Raw genomic sequence first — 17,476 nt, 5'->3', positions numbered from 1 at the left:
ACACCTTCCGGACGACGGAGGTTAGTCCGCCGTCCATCCGCCGTCCACCAGTAGCGAGGAACCTGTCATCAGGCTCGAGGCATCGCTCGCCAGGAACACGATGGCCCCTGTCAGATCCTCTACCTGACCAAGACGCCCGAGCTTGATTTTGGACAGCACGCTGTTCCGAAAATTCGGATCAGCCAGAAACGGACGCGTCATAGGCGTCTCGATGAAGGTCGGGCAAAGGGTATTGACTCGGATGTTGTGCGGTCCAAGCTCGACCGCCATGGCTTTCGTCATACCTTCGATCGCAAACTTCGAGGTGCAGTAGACCGTGCGATTGGCTCCCCCCACGTGCCCCATCTGCGATGACACGTTGATGATGGAACCAGGCTTTCCGGCAGCCATGAGGCGGCGCACCACGGCCTGCGCGGCGAAATAGGCGGAGCGAACGTTGAGGTTCATGACCGTGTCGAAATCATCAATCGATACCTCCACGAATGGCTTTGGACGGTTTGTGCCCGCATTATTGACGAAGATATCGAACGGCTCTGTGGCCTCCATGGCCTGTGAAACCGCCACGAGGTCGTTCATGTTGAGGGAAAGCGCATCGGCCGAATGACCCTGCTCACGAATGGCCGCCGCGGCGGCCTCGATTTCCTCGACCGTGCGGGCCGCCAGCGTGACGTGAGCCCCAGCGGCGGCAAGAGCTGCCGCCGCTGCTAGGCCGATACCTCGGCCCGCGCCCGTGACCAGGGCGCGCTTGCCATCGAGACGAAAGCTTGGTGCTTGGGGAAGGGGGGACGCAGCCATTATTCCGCAGCCGTGGCGTAAGGAATGTTGCGTCCGCCGTAGCGGCGTACCCTGATGTTGGCCTGCTCCGCATGGCCGGCGAAGCCTTCCAGCATGCAGAGCCTCGAGCAATATTCGCCGATCATGGTCGATGCCTCGTCGGTCAGAACCTTTTGATAGGTTACAGTTTTGAGGAACTTTCCGACCCAAAGGCCGCCTGTGTAACGCGCCGCTTTTTTGGTGGGCAGGGTGTGGTTCGTTCCAATCACCTTGTCGCCATAGGATACATTGGTGCGTGGACCGAGGAAGAGCGCGCCATAGTTGGTCATATTGGCAAGGAAGTAATCGGGATCCTGCGTCATCACCTGGACGTGCTCGGACGCAAGCGCATTCGCTTCCCGAACCATTTCCTCGTCGCTGTCGCAAACGATCACGGCACCGTAGTCAGCCCAGGCCTGACGGGCAATCGCGGCGGTCGGGAGGATTTCCAGCAGGCGCTCCACCTCTGCCATGGTTTCCCGCGCGAGGGTCTCGGACGTGGTCAAGAGGATCGCGGGCGAGTTCGGCCCATGCTCGGCTTGACCGAGCAGATCGGTGGCGCACATCTCCGCATCGACTGTCTCGTCGGCGATGACCAACGTTTCAGTCGGACCCGCGAACAGGTCTATTCCAACCCGCCCATAGAGCTGGCGCTTGGCTTCCGCCACGAAAGCGTTGCCTGGGCCGACCAGCATATCGACAGGCTCGATACTCTCCGTCCCGAGTGCCATGGCGCCGACGGCCTGGACGCCGCCCAGACAGTAAATGACTTCAGCTCCCGCGAGATGCTGAGCCGCCACGATCGCCGGGGCCGGCTTGCCTTGATAGGGCGGGGCGCAGGTTACGACACGAGGAACTCCCGCAACACGAGCCGTGATGACCGACATATGCGCCGAGGCGAGAAGTGGGTACTTGCCGCCCGGCACGTAGCAGCCGACAGAGTTTACCGGGATGTTCTTGTGTCCGAGAACGATGCCCGGCAGCGTTTCCACCTCGATGTCCTTCATCGATTCACGCTGATGCTGGGCGAAGTTCCTGACCTGCTCCTGGGCGAAGCGGATGTCGTCGAGATCGCGCTGCGACAGCTGTGACAGGCAATCCCTGATCTCCTGGTCCGTCAGCCGGTAATCCTCGCGATCCCAGCGATCGAATTTATTCGAGAGTTCGCGAACCGCCGCGTCGCCGCGCTTGCCGATGTCGGCCAAGATTCCTTCCACCGTGCTGCGGATCTTCGCATCGTCCTCTGCAATCGCTTCCGCGTCTCGTCCGCGTTTGAGCCAGCGAGCCATCGGCATCCTCCCAATCTTCGAGCCGTCTTTGCAGCGCGGGGCGCTGTGGAAGCACGGCAGTTATCACTTGATCAATACGATGCGCATCGGGGCGGCGGCCTGTCAAGACGCATGTCGGCCGCCACGTCACTCACGGAGGAAATTCAACAAAGCTGTTTCGCTCATCACAGCCTCAGGGGTCTGGTGCCGCTCGGCCAAAGCCCGTTCCTCGGCTGTGTTGAACCGCGTTCGCATGTATGAGCCGAGTCGCCGCGCCCGATCGACGATCCTCCGCCCAACCGCGATCCTCTCAGCCTCGAAGCGTCGAAGCGCTGCATCCAGATCCGCCTCAACCGTTAAGGCGCGAACAAGGGTCATGGCGTCCTGCGCGGCCTTTGCGACGCCGCCACCCACATGCGGCCGGGCTACGAACGCCGCATCTCCCACAAGAGCAATGCGGGGAAACGCCATCCGTGGACTTTCCAAATCATAAATGGGCTGTAGAAACGGCTGTTCCGTCACACGCACCAGTTCCTGGAATTGCGGAGCCAGCACCCTTTCGCTCTCCGAGAGCATTTCGGCAATGGTGCTGCGAGCAATAAGGGGTGGCGGAATCGAGACCGAGTGAATGTGCCCTGTCTCGTCGGTCAAGAGCCGCTGAAGGGTGCTGTCTTCGTCTGCCGGACGGTACCAGACGAAGTTGTAACGCCGATGTCCCGGCCGCAGATCGTCGTTTGGGCCGGCAACGGGGTAGCCGAGCATCTGCTCGCCCGGCGGCAGGCAAAATGCAAAATAAGGGAAAAGGTCACGATGTGCGATGGGCGGTAGAGCACTCTCCTCAACCAGTCCGCGCCAAGCTACATAGCCCGCGTAAATCGGCTTTACGTCAGGAAGGAATTGGTTTCGAACCGTTGAGCGGAATCCATCTGCGCCAACGATCAGTTCAGCTTCGGCGCTGCTTCCGTCTGCAAAGCGCGCGACAGCGATCTCCTGAGTCGTTTCAATCGCCACAAGCTCCTTTCCCCGGTGATAATGATCCGCAGGGAATGAATCCCGGAGCATCTGGAGCAGGCGGTTCCATGATGTGGCCGTTTGAGGACAATGATATTCCTCAATGACGTTGCCATGCCTGTCCAGGGTGCGGCGGTCTTGGATGAAGACGCCCAGATCATCGCCCGGATTCGCACCTGCGGCCTTGAGAGCCTCCACCATCTCTGGGTGGGTGACGATTCCGGCGCCCCTGCCGGATAAGTCGACGCCAACGCGCTCATACACATGAGTATCCCAACCCGCGCGCCTCAACAGCGCGGCTGCGAACAGCCCACCGATAGAGCCGCCGATGACGATTGCGCGACGGGTTTGGATGGGCATTGCCGAAGCTCCCTCAGGTTAAATGTCCGCACGCCTTATGGGCATGCCGAGGCTCGCCATTTCAAACGGCTTCGATCCGACCAGTGGTCGCCGACCGGGTAATGGCCTCGAACGTCCGGACATTCGCCACCATTTCATCGAGCGTTACCGGGTAAGGGCTTTCACCTGAGACGGCTCTTGCGAAACTCTCAAGATTGTCGCGAACGGCCGGATGGGGCGGAGCAAACTGCGTCACCGGCTCTTCGCCCCGACGAACCACGGTCACGTCCCAGCCGGTCGGATTCTCTGGGTGCGTCCGATCTCGAATTTCTACCCAACCCTGTGAGCCGTAAACGGCCAGGCGCCCGACAAAAGGCGTGGCGAGAATCGCGGAGAGTAGGGCGGTTGCCCCGTTCTCGAATGCAAGCGTGATCGCCAAAGTGTCGCCATTGGCGAAGGAGCTGCCTCGGGTCGACAGCCGCGCCCAAACTTCCTTAGGCCGTCCAAAGAACGCAATAGAAAGGTCGACCAAGTGGATGCCTGTCGCCGACAACGGGCCGACCGGCGATTCCGTGGGGGAGAGACGCCAGTTGTCTGGCGGAAGCGCGAGGAATTTGTCCTGGCTGAAATTGGCCTCGATCTGCAGCGCAGTCCCAAACTCTCCGGCAGCGAACCGTTTGCGCACATCGATGACCGACGGCTCGAAGCGCCGTTCGTGCCCGATGCCGAGGTGGACGCCCGCGTCTTTTACGGCCGTAACAGCCCGCTCCACCTCAGCACCGGTCGTGCAGAGCGGCTTTTCGCAAAATACGTGCTTGCCGGCCTTTGCAGCTGCCACAATCTGATCCGCATGAAAGCGATGCGGCGAGCAAAGAATAACTGCTTCAACGTCGGGATCCTCGAGAGCATCCTCGAAGCGGGATGACGTTCTCATACCAAGTTGGGTGGCCACGGTTTGGCCACTCTCGAGCGGATCGATGCCGAGAACCGGGCGTATGAGGCTGCTCTGACTGAGGTCGCGCGCGATGGTTCGTCCCCACCACCCCAAGCCGACGATTGCAGCGTTGATCATTGTGTTTTTCCTCCGCTTTTTGTGATTGTCTCAACCGTCGTGAGGCAGCGCCAAATCGCACGCGGCCGCTTGGCCAACTCTGTTCCCAGAGGCGCAAATCGCTGCAGCTCAGCTGGCACAACACACTCCCATAGATCGGCCTTCATGATCCTAAGACGAAGATGAAGCCGTTATTGACCGCGATACCAAGTATAAGGCATTTATCAACTGAAAAATAAAGACCCATCCGGCTCCCGGATTGCGTGTCTGCAACAGGAACTGGAACTCGTTGATGGACGGACTTCATACTAGAATCCCTCTCATTCTCATTTGCGTCGTTTTGGGTGTCTTCCTGACCTGGCAAGGGCCGGTGAATGCCGAAGCCGCCCGCCGCCTCGGTTCGCCCGCGCTGGCGGCCGTGCTGTCCCTCTCCATGAGTGTCGTTCTCGTGGTTCTTTTTGCGCTTTTGACCGCGCGAACGAAGCCGGACTGGGCCGAGGTTGCGGCAGCGCCCTGGTGGACCTGGATCGGTGGAATCACGGGAGCAGTTTTTGTCGTCGGAAGCCTCCTCGTCGTACCGAAAACCGGCAGTGTCCTGTTTCTGCTCTCCGTCATTCTCGGCCAGATGATCGGTGCGGTCACGGCGGATGGCTTTGGACTTTGGGGCCTGCGGGAAACAACCATCAGCCCCATGAAACTCGTGGCGATGGCCTTGGTGCTCGCAGGCGCGGTCACGTTCCATCTGGGAGATTAGGTGCCAGATGGCAGCGGCGTCTGTCTCGCCTCGACTAAGCAGGGCGAGACAGGCGAAATCAGGCGCTACTTGATGGCTTGGGGGTTGACCGGCGACCCCGCGCCACCGGGAAGATGCAGGGGAGGGGCTACGAAGAAGAACTCGTATACGCCGTCAGTAGCGCAATCCTCGGCCAATTCTTTCAGGTAGAAGATCTCGCCCATCGATATTCCGATTGCCGGAATCACTACCCAGTGCCAGGGCTGGTTGGCCTCGTTGGTCTCATTGGGGCGCACCTCGCAGCCCCACGTATCCGAGCAGATCCCCGCGATGTCATGCTCGCGAATCCAATAGCAGGTCTCGAAGGCATAACCGGGCGCATCACCGCCCGCATAACCGCTCCAGTCGCCTTTGGCGAGGCATCGCTCCTGATGGCCGGTGCGAATGATGACGAAATCACCCTTGCGGATCTCAACACCCTGGGCTTTCGCGCAGCCATCAAGATCTTCGTTGGTGACGGCATAGCCGTCGTCGAGGGAGTCGACACCCTTCCAGCGCGCCACGTCTAGAAGCACGCCGCGTCCAACCATCTTGTTCCGCACATGCTCGATGCCGAGCTTTTTTGCCCCTCGAGCATCCACGAGCTTCGCGTCGTAGCCGTTGTACATCTTGTCATCGAGGAAGATGTGACACAGGGCGTCCCACTGGGTGGAGGCTTGGCACGGCATGTTGATCGCGTCGTCCGCGTAGCGCAGGTAGGGCGCCGGATCGTCCTGGTTTCCAGATGCGGCGTCTGTTCCGGTGGCGAGCATCGTGTGAATCGGGTTCCAGCGGCCACCAAACAGGCCTGACTGGATAGGCTCCTTCAGGGACAGGCCAAGAGCGAAAACCTTGCCCTGGCGGATCAACCCGGCGGCCGAAATGATATCCTGCGGCGATATGTTGTTGAGGGTTCCGATCTGATCGTCCTCGCCCCACCGGCCCCAGTTCGAAAGCTTCTCGGCGGCCTTGTGGATGGCCGCGCGGTTTACCGGTTTCGTCATATACGTCCTCCCTATGTGGCGTTAATTATCACTTGAAAACTATTTCGCCGGGATGTCAATTCTGCGCCTTTAGGGATCGCGCCTGCTACACAAGGCCAACCGACGAGTCTGTTGGGGCACATTCTACTCGATTGGTTGACCAAATTGGTGGCAAGCATTATGTTTGATCCGTGACGGGAGAGTTTTCGACCTAATGCGGGCGAACAATGAGGTTTTGGAGCAATTGCGGTCTTGGGTGACGAGTGCCGAGTTGCGCGAGGACGGCCGACTGCCCCCTGAGAGGGAGCTGGCCGAGCGCTTCGGCATAAGTCGGGCTGAGCTCCGAAAGGCATTAGCGGTCATGGAGGCCGAGGGTGGGGTCAAGCGACATGTGGGAAGAGGCACATTTCTGCTGAGGAACGAGCTCGTTCAGGCGCTTCCTCTAGCCGTCGATATCGCCAGTCGCACGAGCCCTCCCGAGGCCATGCAGGTGCGGCTCATCGTCGAGCCTGAAATCGCGCGCCTCGCGGCGCTCAAGGCAACGTCTGCGCAGATCGCCCATATGAAGGAACTGTGCGCGCAGATGCGGGCGTCGAGGACCTGGAGCGAGTACGAGGATCTTGACTGGCGTTTCCACAACCTTCTGGCCGAGGCCAGCGGCAACAACCTGCTGGTGGAGCTCCAACGCCTCGTGAACGGTGTGCGGCGGGCGGTTGTCTGGGGACATCTGGCGAAGCGGCCAGTCGGACCCTCGCCCGACTATCATTCGTTTGCAGAACACGACGCTCTCACGGAAGCCATCGCCAATCGAGATCGTCGTGGAGCTGCGGAAGCGATGCGTCTCCACCTGAACAGCACTGCCTCCACCATGCTCGACGAGCATGCCTAACGTTCACCCAACGACAAGGGGATGCATATCCCCGAAATAAGCTTTGACGAGTTCGGGATCGAGTCGCGAGAGCGCCTCCTTCAATACGGGCATTGCAGCGCTCTTGAAGCTTCCCAGGTCGAGGTCGCCCTGCTCGACGACCTCGACGCCGGAGGCTCGAAACTGTTCAAGTCCGATCCGATCCTCCTCGATCGCCCAAGCCCGTTGAGCTTGGGTGCTCCGCGCAGTCGCCGCCTCAATCCCAGCAGCGATTTCAGCCGGCAGGGCGTGAAACCAGGCGGAACGGCAGAGGAGCAGGGCCACGCCGGCGATATGGCCTGTGAGGCTCAGATGCCGATGATGCTTGTGCAGGCCGAAGCTGAGCGTATTCGCGATGGGATTTTCCTGCGCATCGACCTTGCCGCTTGCAACGGCGTCGACTAGGTCTCGAACATCGGTGACGATAGGCTGGAAGCCAAAGGCCCGGAGGGCGTCCTGATAAAGCGTGTTGTCGAGGGTGCGAATAACCAGTCCTGAGCAGTCGCTCACGGACCGTATGGGCCGCGCCCGGTTCGAGATGTGACGCACACCGTTGTCCCAGAAACCCAGAACATGAAAATCCGTGGCTTGCTCAATGTGATCCGTGAGGATCCGGCCGGCCGATCCGTCCAATGCCTCATAGGCGCGCAACCTGTCGGGCGCAGCCATCGGAAGATCGAGAACCGCAAGGGCCGGCACACGCGCGGTTAGATATCCCGACGCCATGTAGCAGATATGGGCGTCCTCACGCTCAACCGTATCGAACAAGGCCTTGGCGGCCAATCCTGTGGTGGTGACATTGTCGGTGATTTCGGGATTTAAGCCCAGCGACGTCAGGCCTACAGAGAGATGATGAAGGCCTCTCGTATGGACGGACGCGGCACCTTGATAGCCGGATAGCCGGATGAGCATCCCTGAACCCCTTTGACGCTACGTGCGGCGCAACCAATCTACAACCAAATTGATGTGAGGCGCACCATGGTCGTTAGCACGTAAACACTCTCGTTTACATGGCAAATATACGAAAGCTCGGCTTTCTCCTCCTCCTTTCCAGGTGAGCTTGAGGCATTTGGCAGGAGCAAAATGTTCAACCAATTGACAACCGGTCAAATCCGTGACGCAATCTCGCGCCAGACGCCAGCGGCATCGACGTGCCTCCGCCATGCGGGGACAGAAGCTCGCTTACAATCATCATAAGGAGGAACGAATGAGACAGGGCCATAGATGGATGCTTGCCGGCATGTCGGCTCTTGCCTGCATGCTTGGTTGGGGGGGCGGACAGGCTCAAGAGTTTCCCACGAAACCCGTGACCCTGATCATCCCGTCGGGAGCCGGCGGATCCCACGACCTAACGGCGCGGGCCGTGACGAGTGTGGCAAATGAATACCTCGGCCACCCGGTCATCATCCAGCTGAAACCAGGTGGAGGCGGAGCCATCGGGTCCGATCAGGTGGCAAAGGCCAATCCGGACGGCTACACGATTCTCTTTGGCGGACCGAACTGGAGCACGACTCTTCCCGCCGTCGAAGGCCGCTCGAAAGGGCCGGACGATCTCGATCCCATCTGCCGGATCAACTACAGCCCGGTCATGGTCGCGACGAAGCCCGAGGCTCCCTACAAGACTTTCAAAGAGATGATTGCTTGGGCCAAGGCCAATCCGGGCAAGCTCGTCTTCGGCAATGCGGGTCCCTGGAGCCAAGCTGATCTAACCTGGAAGCAGATTTCGAGGATCACCGGGATCGAGAGCCGGAATGTCCCTCACGATGGTGGAGGCCCTTCGACAGTTGCGCTCCTGGGAGGGCATGTGGACGTCGCGATCAATCCGACGACCACATTCATCTCCTACATCCAAGCTGGAAAGCTGCGCCCGCTCGCGGTTCTCGACGACCAGCGCGACCCAAGCTTCCCGGATGTTCCGACCGCGAAGGAAGAAGGTGTGGACGTAGTTTATTATCTCTGGCGGGGAATGCTGGCCCCGAAGGGAACTCCACGTCCTTTCATCGAGAAGCTTGCAACCGCATGCAAGCAGATGACCGAGGATAAAACCGTTCAGGCGATGATCAAATCGTTTGGTGACCGCATCCAGTATCTCGGGCCGGATGAGTTCGGCAAAGTCTGGCGGGCGGAGTTCAATCTTCACAAGGAACTCGGCGCATCCCTGAAAAAATAACATCCAATGTGGAGAGGCCACGGCAGTGACCGCCAAACCAAAATCGGCTGACGCGATAGCCGGAGGGGCGTTCCTTCTGGTGGGAGCAGGCGCTGTGGTGGGAGCAATCCAGCTGCAGGTCGGAACTCCTGACGAGCCTCAGCCGGGATTTTTCCCATTCCTGGCTGGAATGATCCTCGTGATCCTGTCGGGCCTCCTTATCCTGCAGGGGCTGCGCGGCCGAAGTTCAGGGGGCGAGCCTTTCACGCACCTTAAACAGCCGGTCCTGGCCATGTTGGGGCTTGTTGGCTTCGTGCTTCTGCTCGAACCGCTTGGCTACATCCTCGCAACGGCCGCGCTGACGGCCGTCCTTTTGTTCGTTCTCAAGGTCAGGAGAGGGTTGAGCTTCGGGCTCACGATCGTCCTGCTGCCGGTGGGAAGCTACTTGCTCTTTGATCGATTGCTCGATGTCCCGCTGCCGGAGGGAATCCTGAGCGTCGTCCTTGGCACGTAAAGGCCACCCTTATGTTGGAAAACCTCGCCAGCGGATTTTCGATCGCGCTCACCCCGTGGAACCTGGCCTATGCGGGCTTCGGCGCCGTCTTGGGAACAGCCATCGGGGTACTGCCGGGCCTTGGGCCGCCAGCCACGATCGCCATGCTGCTGCCGCTGACTTACGGGATGGAGCCAGTTTCGGCCGTCATCATGCTGGCGGGAATTTTCTACGGAGCCATGTATGGAGGTTCCACCACGTCGATCCTTCTGAACATTCCAGGGGAGGCGGGATCGGTCGTCACGTGCCTCGACGGCTACAGGCTGACGCGAAAAGGAAGGGCTGGTGCAGCTCTGGGAATCGCCGCGATTGGATCGTTTATCGCCGGCACGCTTGGCGTGATCGGGCTTTCGCTCATAAGCCCTATCTTGGCGGATTTCGCGTTGCGGTTCGGGCCTGCGGAGTATTTCTCGCTCGTGCTTCTCGGCTTAACGATGGCAGTCTACCTATCGGGAGGCTCCGCCCTGAAGGGGCTCATCATGGGAGCCATCGGCCTTCTCATCGGGACTGTCGGACTCGATCCGGTCCTGGGAGCCGAGCGCTACACGTTCGGGATCTCCAATCTCACGGATGGGCTCGACTTCGTCGTGGTGGCGATGGGACTATTCGGCATTGCCGAGGTGCTCGACAATCTCGAGGCTCCCGAACAACCGGTGGCTCTCAAGACCGGCATCAAAGGCATCCTTCCCACTCTGGAGGATTGGAAGAAAAGCTGGGGGGCGATCACGCGCGGCTCCCTGTTCGGATTTTTCATCGGCATCCTGCCCGGCGGCGGCGCGGTCATCAGCTCCTTCGTCGCCTATGCGGTGGAAAAGCGGATTTCCAAGCATCCGGAACAGTTCGGACATGGCGCCATCGAAGGCGTCGCAGCGCCCGAGGCTGCCAACAATGCAGCTTCGGTTTCATCCTTCATCCCGCTCCTGACACTAGGCATTCCTGGAAACGCCTCCATCGCCATGATCCTTGTGGCGCTCATGATCCATGGCATCAGGCCCGGACCTCAACTCATCGAGAACCATCCGGACGTGTTCTGGGGAGCCGTCGCGTCGATGTATGTGGGGAACTTCATGCTTCTCGCCCTGAACCTGCCATTGGTCGGCCTTTGGGTGAAGCTGTTGCGCGTGCCCTACAACATATTGGCCCTTTTGGTCGTCGTTATTTGCATTGTCGGGGCGTACAGCGTGAACAATTCCACGTTCGACGTCGGCGTCATGATCGTGTTCGGCATCCTCGGCTATGTCCTGCGCAAGGGTGGTTTCCCGGCCGCGCCCTTGATCCTGGCAATGATCCTTGGCCCCATTCTTGAGCGATCGCTTCAGCAGGCGATGATCAGCTCAGCGGGCGACCCGCTAATCTTCCTTGAAAAGCCCATGTCGGCTGGATTGCTCTTGGTCGCTGCGCTCGTGGCGTTGACCCCGCTCGTCTCCTTGGCGCGCAGCGGTCGCGCCAAGGCGGCCTGACACGATGCGGGGCGCCAAATCACCGAAGCGACACAGGATTTCGCCATGGAAATGATTCGCGACGTTGGCGTCATCGGCCTCGGCCGCATGGGAGGCGGAATCGCAAAGCGAGTGGACAGAGCGAAGCGCTTGGGAGCTGCATGGGATTCGAACGAGACCGCCAGACAGGGCAAAGCCCTGTCTCAAAGCGTCAAGCTCATCTCACCACGCGATATGGCGCAAACCTGCACGTTCATCCTGTTCGCACTCCCGAGCAGTTTCGAAATCGAGGCCTGCCTGACGGGTCCTGACGGCATCCTTTCTGTCGACGCTCCCGGCCAAATACTCGTGGACCTCACCACTTCGCACCCATCTGCAACCAAGCGGCTCAGCGAGTTGGCGGCGGCTCGCGGCCGCGCATATTTGGATGCAGGGATGTCAGGCGGCGCTCAGGCGGCGGATACCGGAAAGCTGACCCTCATGGTGGGCAGCCCGGAAGAACCTTTCGCCCGCGCCTGGCCGGTCCTCAGCCTCATCGCCACGCGGATCTTTCATCTGGGCGACGTTGGAGCCGGGCACACGATGAAGCTCGTGCACAATATGATCTGTCACACGATTTTTCTGGCGACCAGCGAGGGCTGCCGTTTAGCGGAGCGCGCGGGAATCGACCTATCCGACGCCGTTGCCGTGCTGAACGCGGGTAACGCCCGGAGCTTCATCAGCGAAGCACGGTTCCCGAACCACATCCTCTCAGGTACCTACGACGGCCGCTCGGCTATTTCGAATCTGGCAAAGGATCTTGCCATGGCGGTCGCTCTGGAACGCGAGCTCGACATGCCGGCTGCGTATGGCCCCTTGACGTCAAGGCTGCTCACGCGCGCCCTCTCCGAGGGGCAGGGTGGTCAGGATTTCACCACTCTTTACACCATGGTCGAGCAGCTCATGGAAGCAGAGCTCGCGGGCAGGCCTACAACACCTTGATGAATCTTCAAGCGGAGCGGTCGATGGGGACGAATGTCGGGCTAATTGGAATCGGCCTGATGGGCACAGCACTCGCGCACCGTCTGATCGGCGCCGGCTTCGATGTCGTGGGATTCGACCTCGACTCATCGAAGCGCGACGCCCTGAAAACAGCGGGCGGGCACGCAGCCGCCTCGATCGCCGAGGTTGGCCAGCGATGCGACCGCGTTCTGATCGCTGTTCTGACCGTCGCGCAGGTCGAAGAGGTCACCGAAGGCGCGGATGGTCTCGCGGCGACTGAAAGACCCATCACGGCCATATGTGCGGCCACTTGTGATCCGGAACGCATCGCCACCTTGGCGTCCCGACTTGTATCACGAGGCATGATCCTTCTCGACGCGCCAGTCTCCGGCAGCAGCGCGCAAGTAGCAAAAGGCGAGGGACTTGGCTTGGTCGCTGGGGACCGCTCTGAGGTCAACTGCTGCGACGACATCCTCGGGGCGATCTATCCTCGCCGGGTATTCGTGGGTCCGGCAGGCGACGGCAGCAAGGCGAAGCTGGCCGTCAACTTGGCGCTTGGGTTGAACCGACTGGCTCTCGCCGAGTCACTTGTGTTCGCCGAGCGCATGGGTCTCAACCCTTCGACATTCCTGGACATCGCGCGCCAGTCCGCGGCCTATTCGCAGATCATGGACGTGAAGGGCATGAAGATGATCGAGGGCGACTTCGCGCCCCAAGGCCGCATCGTCCAGAGCCGAAAAGATTTTGGGCTTATTCTTGGCGAGGCAGAACGGGTCGGTCAGCGGCTGCCGCTGGCCGAGGTGCTCATGGATATCCTCAAGGGCTGCGTCGAAAGCGGCGAGGGGGATTGGGACAATTCCGCCGTCATACAGGAAGTGCGGAGACGCAAGGTCTAGCCCATGAGTGCTGCGGAACGGATGAGCGCGAAATGAGAAAAAGCAAATTGCTCATTCCCGTTTTGGGCGCATGCGCCTTCGCAAGCGGCTTCGGCATCAGGATCGTTGATCCCATCGTTCCTCTCCTGTCTGCGGAGTTCACAGTATCCCTCGGCGCGACATCATTCCTGGTAACGGCCTTCTCCATCTCCTATGCGCTCGGTCAGCCCGTGCTGGGACCTCTTGGAGACGTAATGGGCAAGGTCCGTCTCATCGTGCTGTGCGGGGCCGCCGTGGCGGCGCTGCTCGTTGTCTGCGCCTTTGCTCCGGGCTTCGCGCCTCTTGCGTTCGTGCGGGGCGTCTCCGGGTTCGTTGCGGGAGGAATCATTCCGCTTGCTATCGCGTTGATCGGGGACAGCGTCGATTTCGAGGAGCGCCAAGTGGCCCTTGGGCGCTTTCTCATAGCCTCCATTCTCGGACAAACCCTGGGCGCAGCCGCGTCCGGCCTCGTGTCCGAAATCTGGGGATGGCGCGCGATCTTTCTGCTCACAAGCATACTGATGGCCGTCGCCACGGCTATCGCCTTTCTGACCCTGCCGTTCGAACCGAGGCGTCAGGAGAAGTTCGGTCGAAGCGCGGTTTTCAGCCGTCACGGAAAAATCCTGGCGGACCGGCGGGCCCGCCGACTGTTCGGCTTGGTCATCGTCGGTGGAATAGCGGTCTACGGCATCTTCCCCTTCGTGGCGATGATCCTTGCGTTGCGCTTCGGAACCGGTGCCGCTGAAGCAGGGCTCGTACTCGGCGGGTTTGGAATGGGCGGCGTGCTTTACGCTTTAGGCGTGAGGCAAATCATCAACCTGCTGGGCACGGCCCGGATGAGCGTCATCGGTGGAATCAGCAGCGGCCTATCCCTTGCGCTCTTTGCCATGCCGCTGCCTTGGGTGTGGGATGTGGGACTGTTCATGGTGCTGGGCCTTTCCTACTTCATGATCCACAACACCTTGCAAACCCGCGCAACCGAGCTCGCCCCAGGAGCACGTGGTTCGGCCGTGTCTCTGTTCGCGTTCTCCCTGTTCGCCGCTCAGGGAATAGGGCCTTTGGCCATAGGGAGCGCCATTTCGGTCATTCCCGTCACCGCTGTCCTTCTTCTTTTGGGCCTCACTATCGCGACCGTTGGAATCCTTGCGCCTCTCATGCTGGCTGAACCGCCAAGCTCAGATTCGAAGCCGTAAGACCAGCCCCGCCTTTGACCCGGGCAACGTGTCCGTGCGAGGTATCTTCCCTAAGGAAATCCGGCCGCATGATGCGGCTTTTCCATGAAAATCTGCTCTGCGCCGGCATAATTAGCCGGCAACCTGATTGCCGGAGCGACCCAGGAGGACTAAGCAGGACGTTTGAGCCCCGACTGCCGAACTGAGGAATGAATGTCCGCGACCTCCGTCCTGATCCACCTTCTCGGTGAGATTGCTTTGCTCCTGTGGGGCATCAACATGGTCAATAGCGGGGTTCAGCGCGCTTTCGGCAGCGATCTGCGGTGGATTTTGGGCGTCGGCCTGAGGACGCGTCTGCGCGCATTCCTGGCTGGGGTTGGCGTTACGACCGTTCTGCAGAGCAGCACAGCGACCGCCCTCATGGTTGCGTCCTTCACGGCTGGCGGCGCGGTCGGGGTGGTTCCGGCCCTGGCAGTGATGCTGGGCGCTAATGTCGGGACGACCTTGATCGTCCAGGTGCTGTCATTCGACATCACGCTGATCTTCCCGGCCTTGATCTTCGGCGGCTTCATGGCCTACCGGCGCGGAGCGTCGAGCCGTGTGCGGGATCTCGGCCGGGTCACGATCGGTCTGGGCCTGATGCTGCTTTCGCTGCATCTCCTGTCCGAAACGATCCACCCGATCGAGTCCTCTCGGGTGCTGAAGGACCTGCTTGCCACCATAGCCCTCGACCCATTGATCCTAGTGCTGCTTGCCGCAGCGCTGGCATGGGCGGCCCATTCCAGCGTGGCCGCCCTGCTGTTCATCATGTCGCTCGCCACGGCAGGCGTCATTGATCCCCATTCGGCGCTCGCCATGGTGCTCGGCGCCAATCTCGGCAGCTCGCTCAACCCACTCCTCGAAGGCACCGGAGGAGATCCGGTCAAACTCCGCGTACCGTTCGGAAATCTCGCTATGCGGTTCATCGGCTGCGTCGTAGCGCTGCCGATGCTCGATTTCGTCCTGAAATACATGACGATGTTCGACGCCAATCCGGCCCGCCTAGCGGCAAACTTCCATACTGTTTTCAATGTTGTCTTGGCGGCAGTTTTCATTCTGCCGCTGCCCTGGATCGGCAAGCTGCTGCTCAAGTTCTTTCCCGAACGAGCTCGTTCATCGGATCCCGGCATGCCGCAATATCTCGACGCGGACGCCCTCGATACGCCGTCCGTCGCCCTGTCGAATGCGGCGCGCGAGGTTTTGCGCATGGCGGACACGGTCGAAGGGATGCTTCGCGGATCGCAGAACCTTTTTCACGAGGACGATATCGGCCACGTGGACAAGATCAGCCAAACCGACGACGTGGTCGACCGACTCTACAGCGCGATTCGCCGGTATCTCAGCTCCATCAACCACGACGCCTTGAGCGAGACCGAAGCCAAGCGCCTCTCCGATATTCTGGCCTTCGCGATCAACCTCGAGCACGTGGGCGACATCATCGATAAGAACCTGATGGAGCTTGCCGCCAAGCGCATCAAGAATCACCTTCGCCTGCCAAAAGACAGCCTGGCGGACATCGACAACATGCACGCCAAGCTGCTGGAGCATCTCCAGCTGGCAGCCTCAGTCCTCATGTTCCAGGATATCACCTCCGCTCGCCGGCTCGTCTCGGAGAAGGAACGTTTCCGGGACTTGGAGCGGGCCATAACCCAGAGGAACCTCGATCAGCTCCGCTCCGGAAAGGCCATCGGGGACACGAGTGCTCTTCAGCTCGACATCGTCCGAGATCTGAAGCGGATCGAGGCTCACATCGCCGCGACCGGGCATTCCCTGTTGGAGCAGAGCGGCGACCTGAAGCCCAGCCGTCTGACATCATGACCGGCTACCGCCAGCAGTCTCCTCGCAGTGAACGCCAGTCCATATATTGAACCTCATCCGGCAGACCGATATCGCGGCGCACAGAGTCGGATAAATGACTAAGATCGCCGACGATCAGCTTGTTCGGACAGGGAGCGGACAAGAGCCAGCACTTGAAGCGGAACCAAAAGCTCTCCACGCCGCGCAAGCGGCGGACATCTTCGTACCTCATGACAGCCTACCGATATGTTTGGCCGATGGCGTTCTTGCCTCGGGGATGCTTTCGAGGATGCGCTCGAGACCGAATCTTGACAAAGCGAATGACGGATGGCTGCCATAAGGCAGCCTTATGGATCAGCCATGTCCAAACTTCCCCCCATGAGCGCCATCCGGGCCTTCGAGGCGGCGGCGCGCCATCAAAGCTTCACCCGCGCGGCCGAGGAACTCGGCATGACTCAGGCGGCTGTCAGCTATCAGATTAGACTGCTGGAGGATCGTATCGGCGCGCCCCTGTTCGTACGCCTGCCGCGGCACGTGGAGCTCACGTCCCGGGGACGGCAGCTCGCGCCGGCCGTCACGGAGGCCTTCGAGGCCTTGCGAATTGCCTTTGCGGGGATCGAAAACGCGGTCCGGACGGTCCTTTCGATCACCACCTTGACGACTTTCGCTTCCAACTGGCTGATCGCTCGACTCGGACGTTTTCAGCAACTGCATCCCAACATCGCCGTACAGATCGAAGTGTCGCAACAGATCGTTGATTTCGCCCACGACGATTTCGATATCGGCATCCGGAGTGGGACGGGCGACTGGCCCGGTCTTGAGGCGCACCGCCTGTTTCCAAACCAGTTCACGCCGGTCTGCAGCCCGGATCTCATTCGGGGCATGGAGCTGCGCGAGCCGTCGGACCTTTTGAAGCTGCCCATCCTCACTCCAAGCGACCCATGGTGGCGCGACTGGTTCACGGCCGCGGGCGTTAAGGACATCGATCTTTCCGATCGCCCCGACAACTCGCTCGGAGCCCAGCAGTTCGAAGGCATGGCCGCAATGGCGGGGCAGGGGGTCGCGATGATCAACCCGTTCTTCTTTCCTGCCGATCTTGCGGCAGGTCGGCTGGTGCAGCCCTTCGATCTGGTTGTCGAGGCTGATCGGAGCTACTGGCTCGTCTACCCTAAGGCACGCAAGCGCTCCCCCAAGATCCAGGCTTTCCGCGACTGGGTCTTGAGCGAGATCGCTGGCGATGTCGAGACAACCGCTCCGCGGGTCAATCGGGCCGAAGCCTGACGCAACG

At 60.5% G+C, this 17,476-nt stretch carries 16 protein-coding genes; 10 read left to right on the top strand and 6 right to left on the bottom strand.

Going from position 1 to position 17,476, the window contains the following annotated elements; translation table 11 throughout:
• Nucleotides 1-21: 21 nt before the first annotated feature.
• The 4 genes from DRB19_RS09735 to DRB19_RS09720 all read right to left on the bottom strand — a co-directional run bounded on the left by DRB19_RS09735 (nt 22) and on the right by DRB19_RS09720 (nt 4,503).
• Complete coding sequence (locus DRB19_RS09735) at nt 22-795, bottom strand: SDR family NAD(P)-dependent oxidoreductase (protein ID WP_114185851.1); 774 nt, start codon at nt 793-795, stop codon at nt 22-24.
• Nucleotides 795-2,102, bottom strand: a complete 1,308-nt coding sequence (hisD, locus tag DRB19_RS09730; protein ID WP_114185850.1) for a histidinol dehydrogenase — start codon at nt 2,100-2,102, stop codon at nt 795-797. The genes DRB19_RS09735 and hisD overlap by 1 nt, the downstream gene beginning before the upstream one ends.
• Before the next feature lie 126 nt (nt 2,103-2,228).
• Entirely contained in the window at nt 2,229-3,452 is a 1,224-nt protein-coding gene (locus DRB19_RS09725; protein ID WP_114185849.1) for an FAD binding domain-containing protein, read from the bottom strand.
• 61 nt (nt 3,453-3,513) lie between these two features.
• A complete protein-coding gene (locus DRB19_RS09720) occupies nt 3,514-4,503 on the bottom strand; it encodes a Gfo/Idh/MocA family protein (protein WP_114185848.1) in 990 nt (329 codons plus the stop codon).
• Nucleotides 4,504-4,774: 271 nt separating this feature from the next.
• On the opposite strand from DRB19_RS09720, the gene DRB19_RS09715 reads away from it, so the two are divergent.
• Nucleotides 4,775-5,236: a DMT family transporter gene (locus DRB19_RS09715; protein WP_114185847.1), complete on the top strand. Its 462-nt coding sequence runs from the start codon at nt 4,775-4,777 to the stop codon at nt 5,234-5,236.
• A 65-nt stretch (nt 5,237-5,301) separates the two neighbouring features.
• Here DRB19_RS09715 and DRB19_RS09710 read toward each other — a convergent pair whose 3' ends face one another.
• Nucleotides 5,302-6,258, bottom strand: coding sequence for a cyclase family protein (locus DRB19_RS09710; protein WP_114185846.1), 957 nt, complete (start codon nt 6,256-6,258; stop codon nt 5,302-5,304).
• Between the two features lie 193 nt (nt 6,259-6,451).
• Here DRB19_RS09710 and DRB19_RS09705 point away from each other — a divergent pair, with 193 nt between their 5' ends.
• Nucleotides 6,452-7,126 (top strand): FadR/GntR family transcriptional regulator, encoded by a 675-nt coding sequence (locus DRB19_RS09705; RefSeq protein WP_114185845.1) that lies wholly within the window; start codon nt 6,452-6,454, stop codon nt 7,124-7,126.
• Nucleotides 7,127-7,129: 3 nt separating this feature from the next.
• Here DRB19_RS09705 and dctP read toward each other — a convergent pair whose 3' ends face one another.
• Nucleotides 7,130-8,056, bottom strand: coding sequence for a TRAP transporter substrate-binding protein DctP (gene dctP / locus DRB19_RS09700; protein ID WP_114185844.1), 927 nt, complete (start codon nt 8,054-8,056; stop codon nt 7,130-7,132).
• 295 nt (nt 8,057-8,351) lie between these two features.
• On the opposite strand from dctP, the gene DRB19_RS09695 reads away from it, so the two are divergent.
• From DRB19_RS09695 to gcvA, 8 genes are all read left to right on the top strand, one after another.
• Nucleotides 8,352-9,314 carry a Bug family tripartite tricarboxylate transporter substrate binding protein gene (locus DRB19_RS09695; RefSeq protein ID WP_162815637.1) on the top strand — a complete coding sequence of 321 codons (963 nt, stop codon included), beginning with the start codon at nt 8,352-8,354 and terminating at the stop codon, nt 9,312-9,314.
• 25 nt (nt 9,315-9,339) lie between these two features.
• Nucleotides 9,340-9,807, top strand: coding sequence for a tripartite tricarboxylate transporter TctB family protein (locus DRB19_RS09690; protein WP_162815636.1), 468 nt, complete (start codon nt 9,340-9,342; stop codon nt 9,805-9,807).
• Between the two features lie 11 nt (nt 9,808-9,818).
• The gene (locus DRB19_RS09685) at nt 9,819-11,306 is read left to right on the top strand and encodes a tripartite tricarboxylate transporter permease (RefSeq protein ID WP_114185841.1); all 1,488 of its coding nucleotides are present in this window, start codon (nt 9,819-9,821) and stop codon (nt 11,304-11,306) included.
• A 45-nt stretch (nt 11,307-11,351) separates the two neighbouring features.
• Nucleotides 11,352-12,266 carry an NAD(P)-dependent oxidoreductase gene (locus DRB19_RS09680; protein ID WP_114185840.1) on the top strand — a complete coding sequence of 305 codons (915 nt, stop codon included), beginning with the start codon at nt 11,352-11,354 and terminating at the stop codon, nt 12,264-12,266.
• A gap of 23 nt (nt 12,267-12,289) precedes the next feature.
• Nucleotides 12,290-13,162, top strand: a complete 873-nt coding sequence (locus DRB19_RS09675) for an NAD(P)-dependent oxidoreductase (RefSeq protein ID WP_162815635.1) — start codon at nt 12,290-12,292, stop codon at nt 13,160-13,162.
• Between the two features lie 32 nt (nt 13,163-13,194).
• The gene (locus tag DRB19_RS09670) at nt 13,195-14,373 is read left to right on the top strand and encodes an MFS transporter (RefSeq protein ID WP_114185838.1); all 1,179 of its coding nucleotides are present in this window, start codon (nt 13,195-13,197) and stop codon (nt 14,371-14,373) included.
• A gap of 192 nt (nt 14,374-14,565) precedes the next feature.
• Nucleotides 14,566-16,209 carry a Na/Pi cotransporter family protein gene (locus DRB19_RS09665; protein ID WP_114185837.1) on the top strand — a complete coding sequence of 548 codons (1,644 nt, stop codon included), beginning with the start codon at nt 14,566-14,568 and terminating at the stop codon, nt 16,207-16,209.
• Nucleotides 16,210-16,548: 339 nt separating this feature from the next.
• Nucleotides 16,549-17,469, top strand: coding sequence for a transcriptional regulator GcvA (gcvA, locus tag DRB19_RS09660; RefSeq protein WP_114185836.1), 921 nt, complete (start codon nt 16,549-16,551; stop codon nt 17,467-17,469).
• Nucleotides 17,470-17,476 lie beyond the last annotated feature (7 nt).

Source organism: Microvirga aerophila (assembly GCF_003332305.1).
Lineage (GTDB): Bacteria > Pseudomonadota > Alphaproteobacteria > Rhizobiales > Beijerinckiaceae > Microvirga > Microvirga aerophila.
Note: the sequence above shows the minus strand (reverse complement) of the source record. Positions and strands in the feature narration are given on the sequence as shown.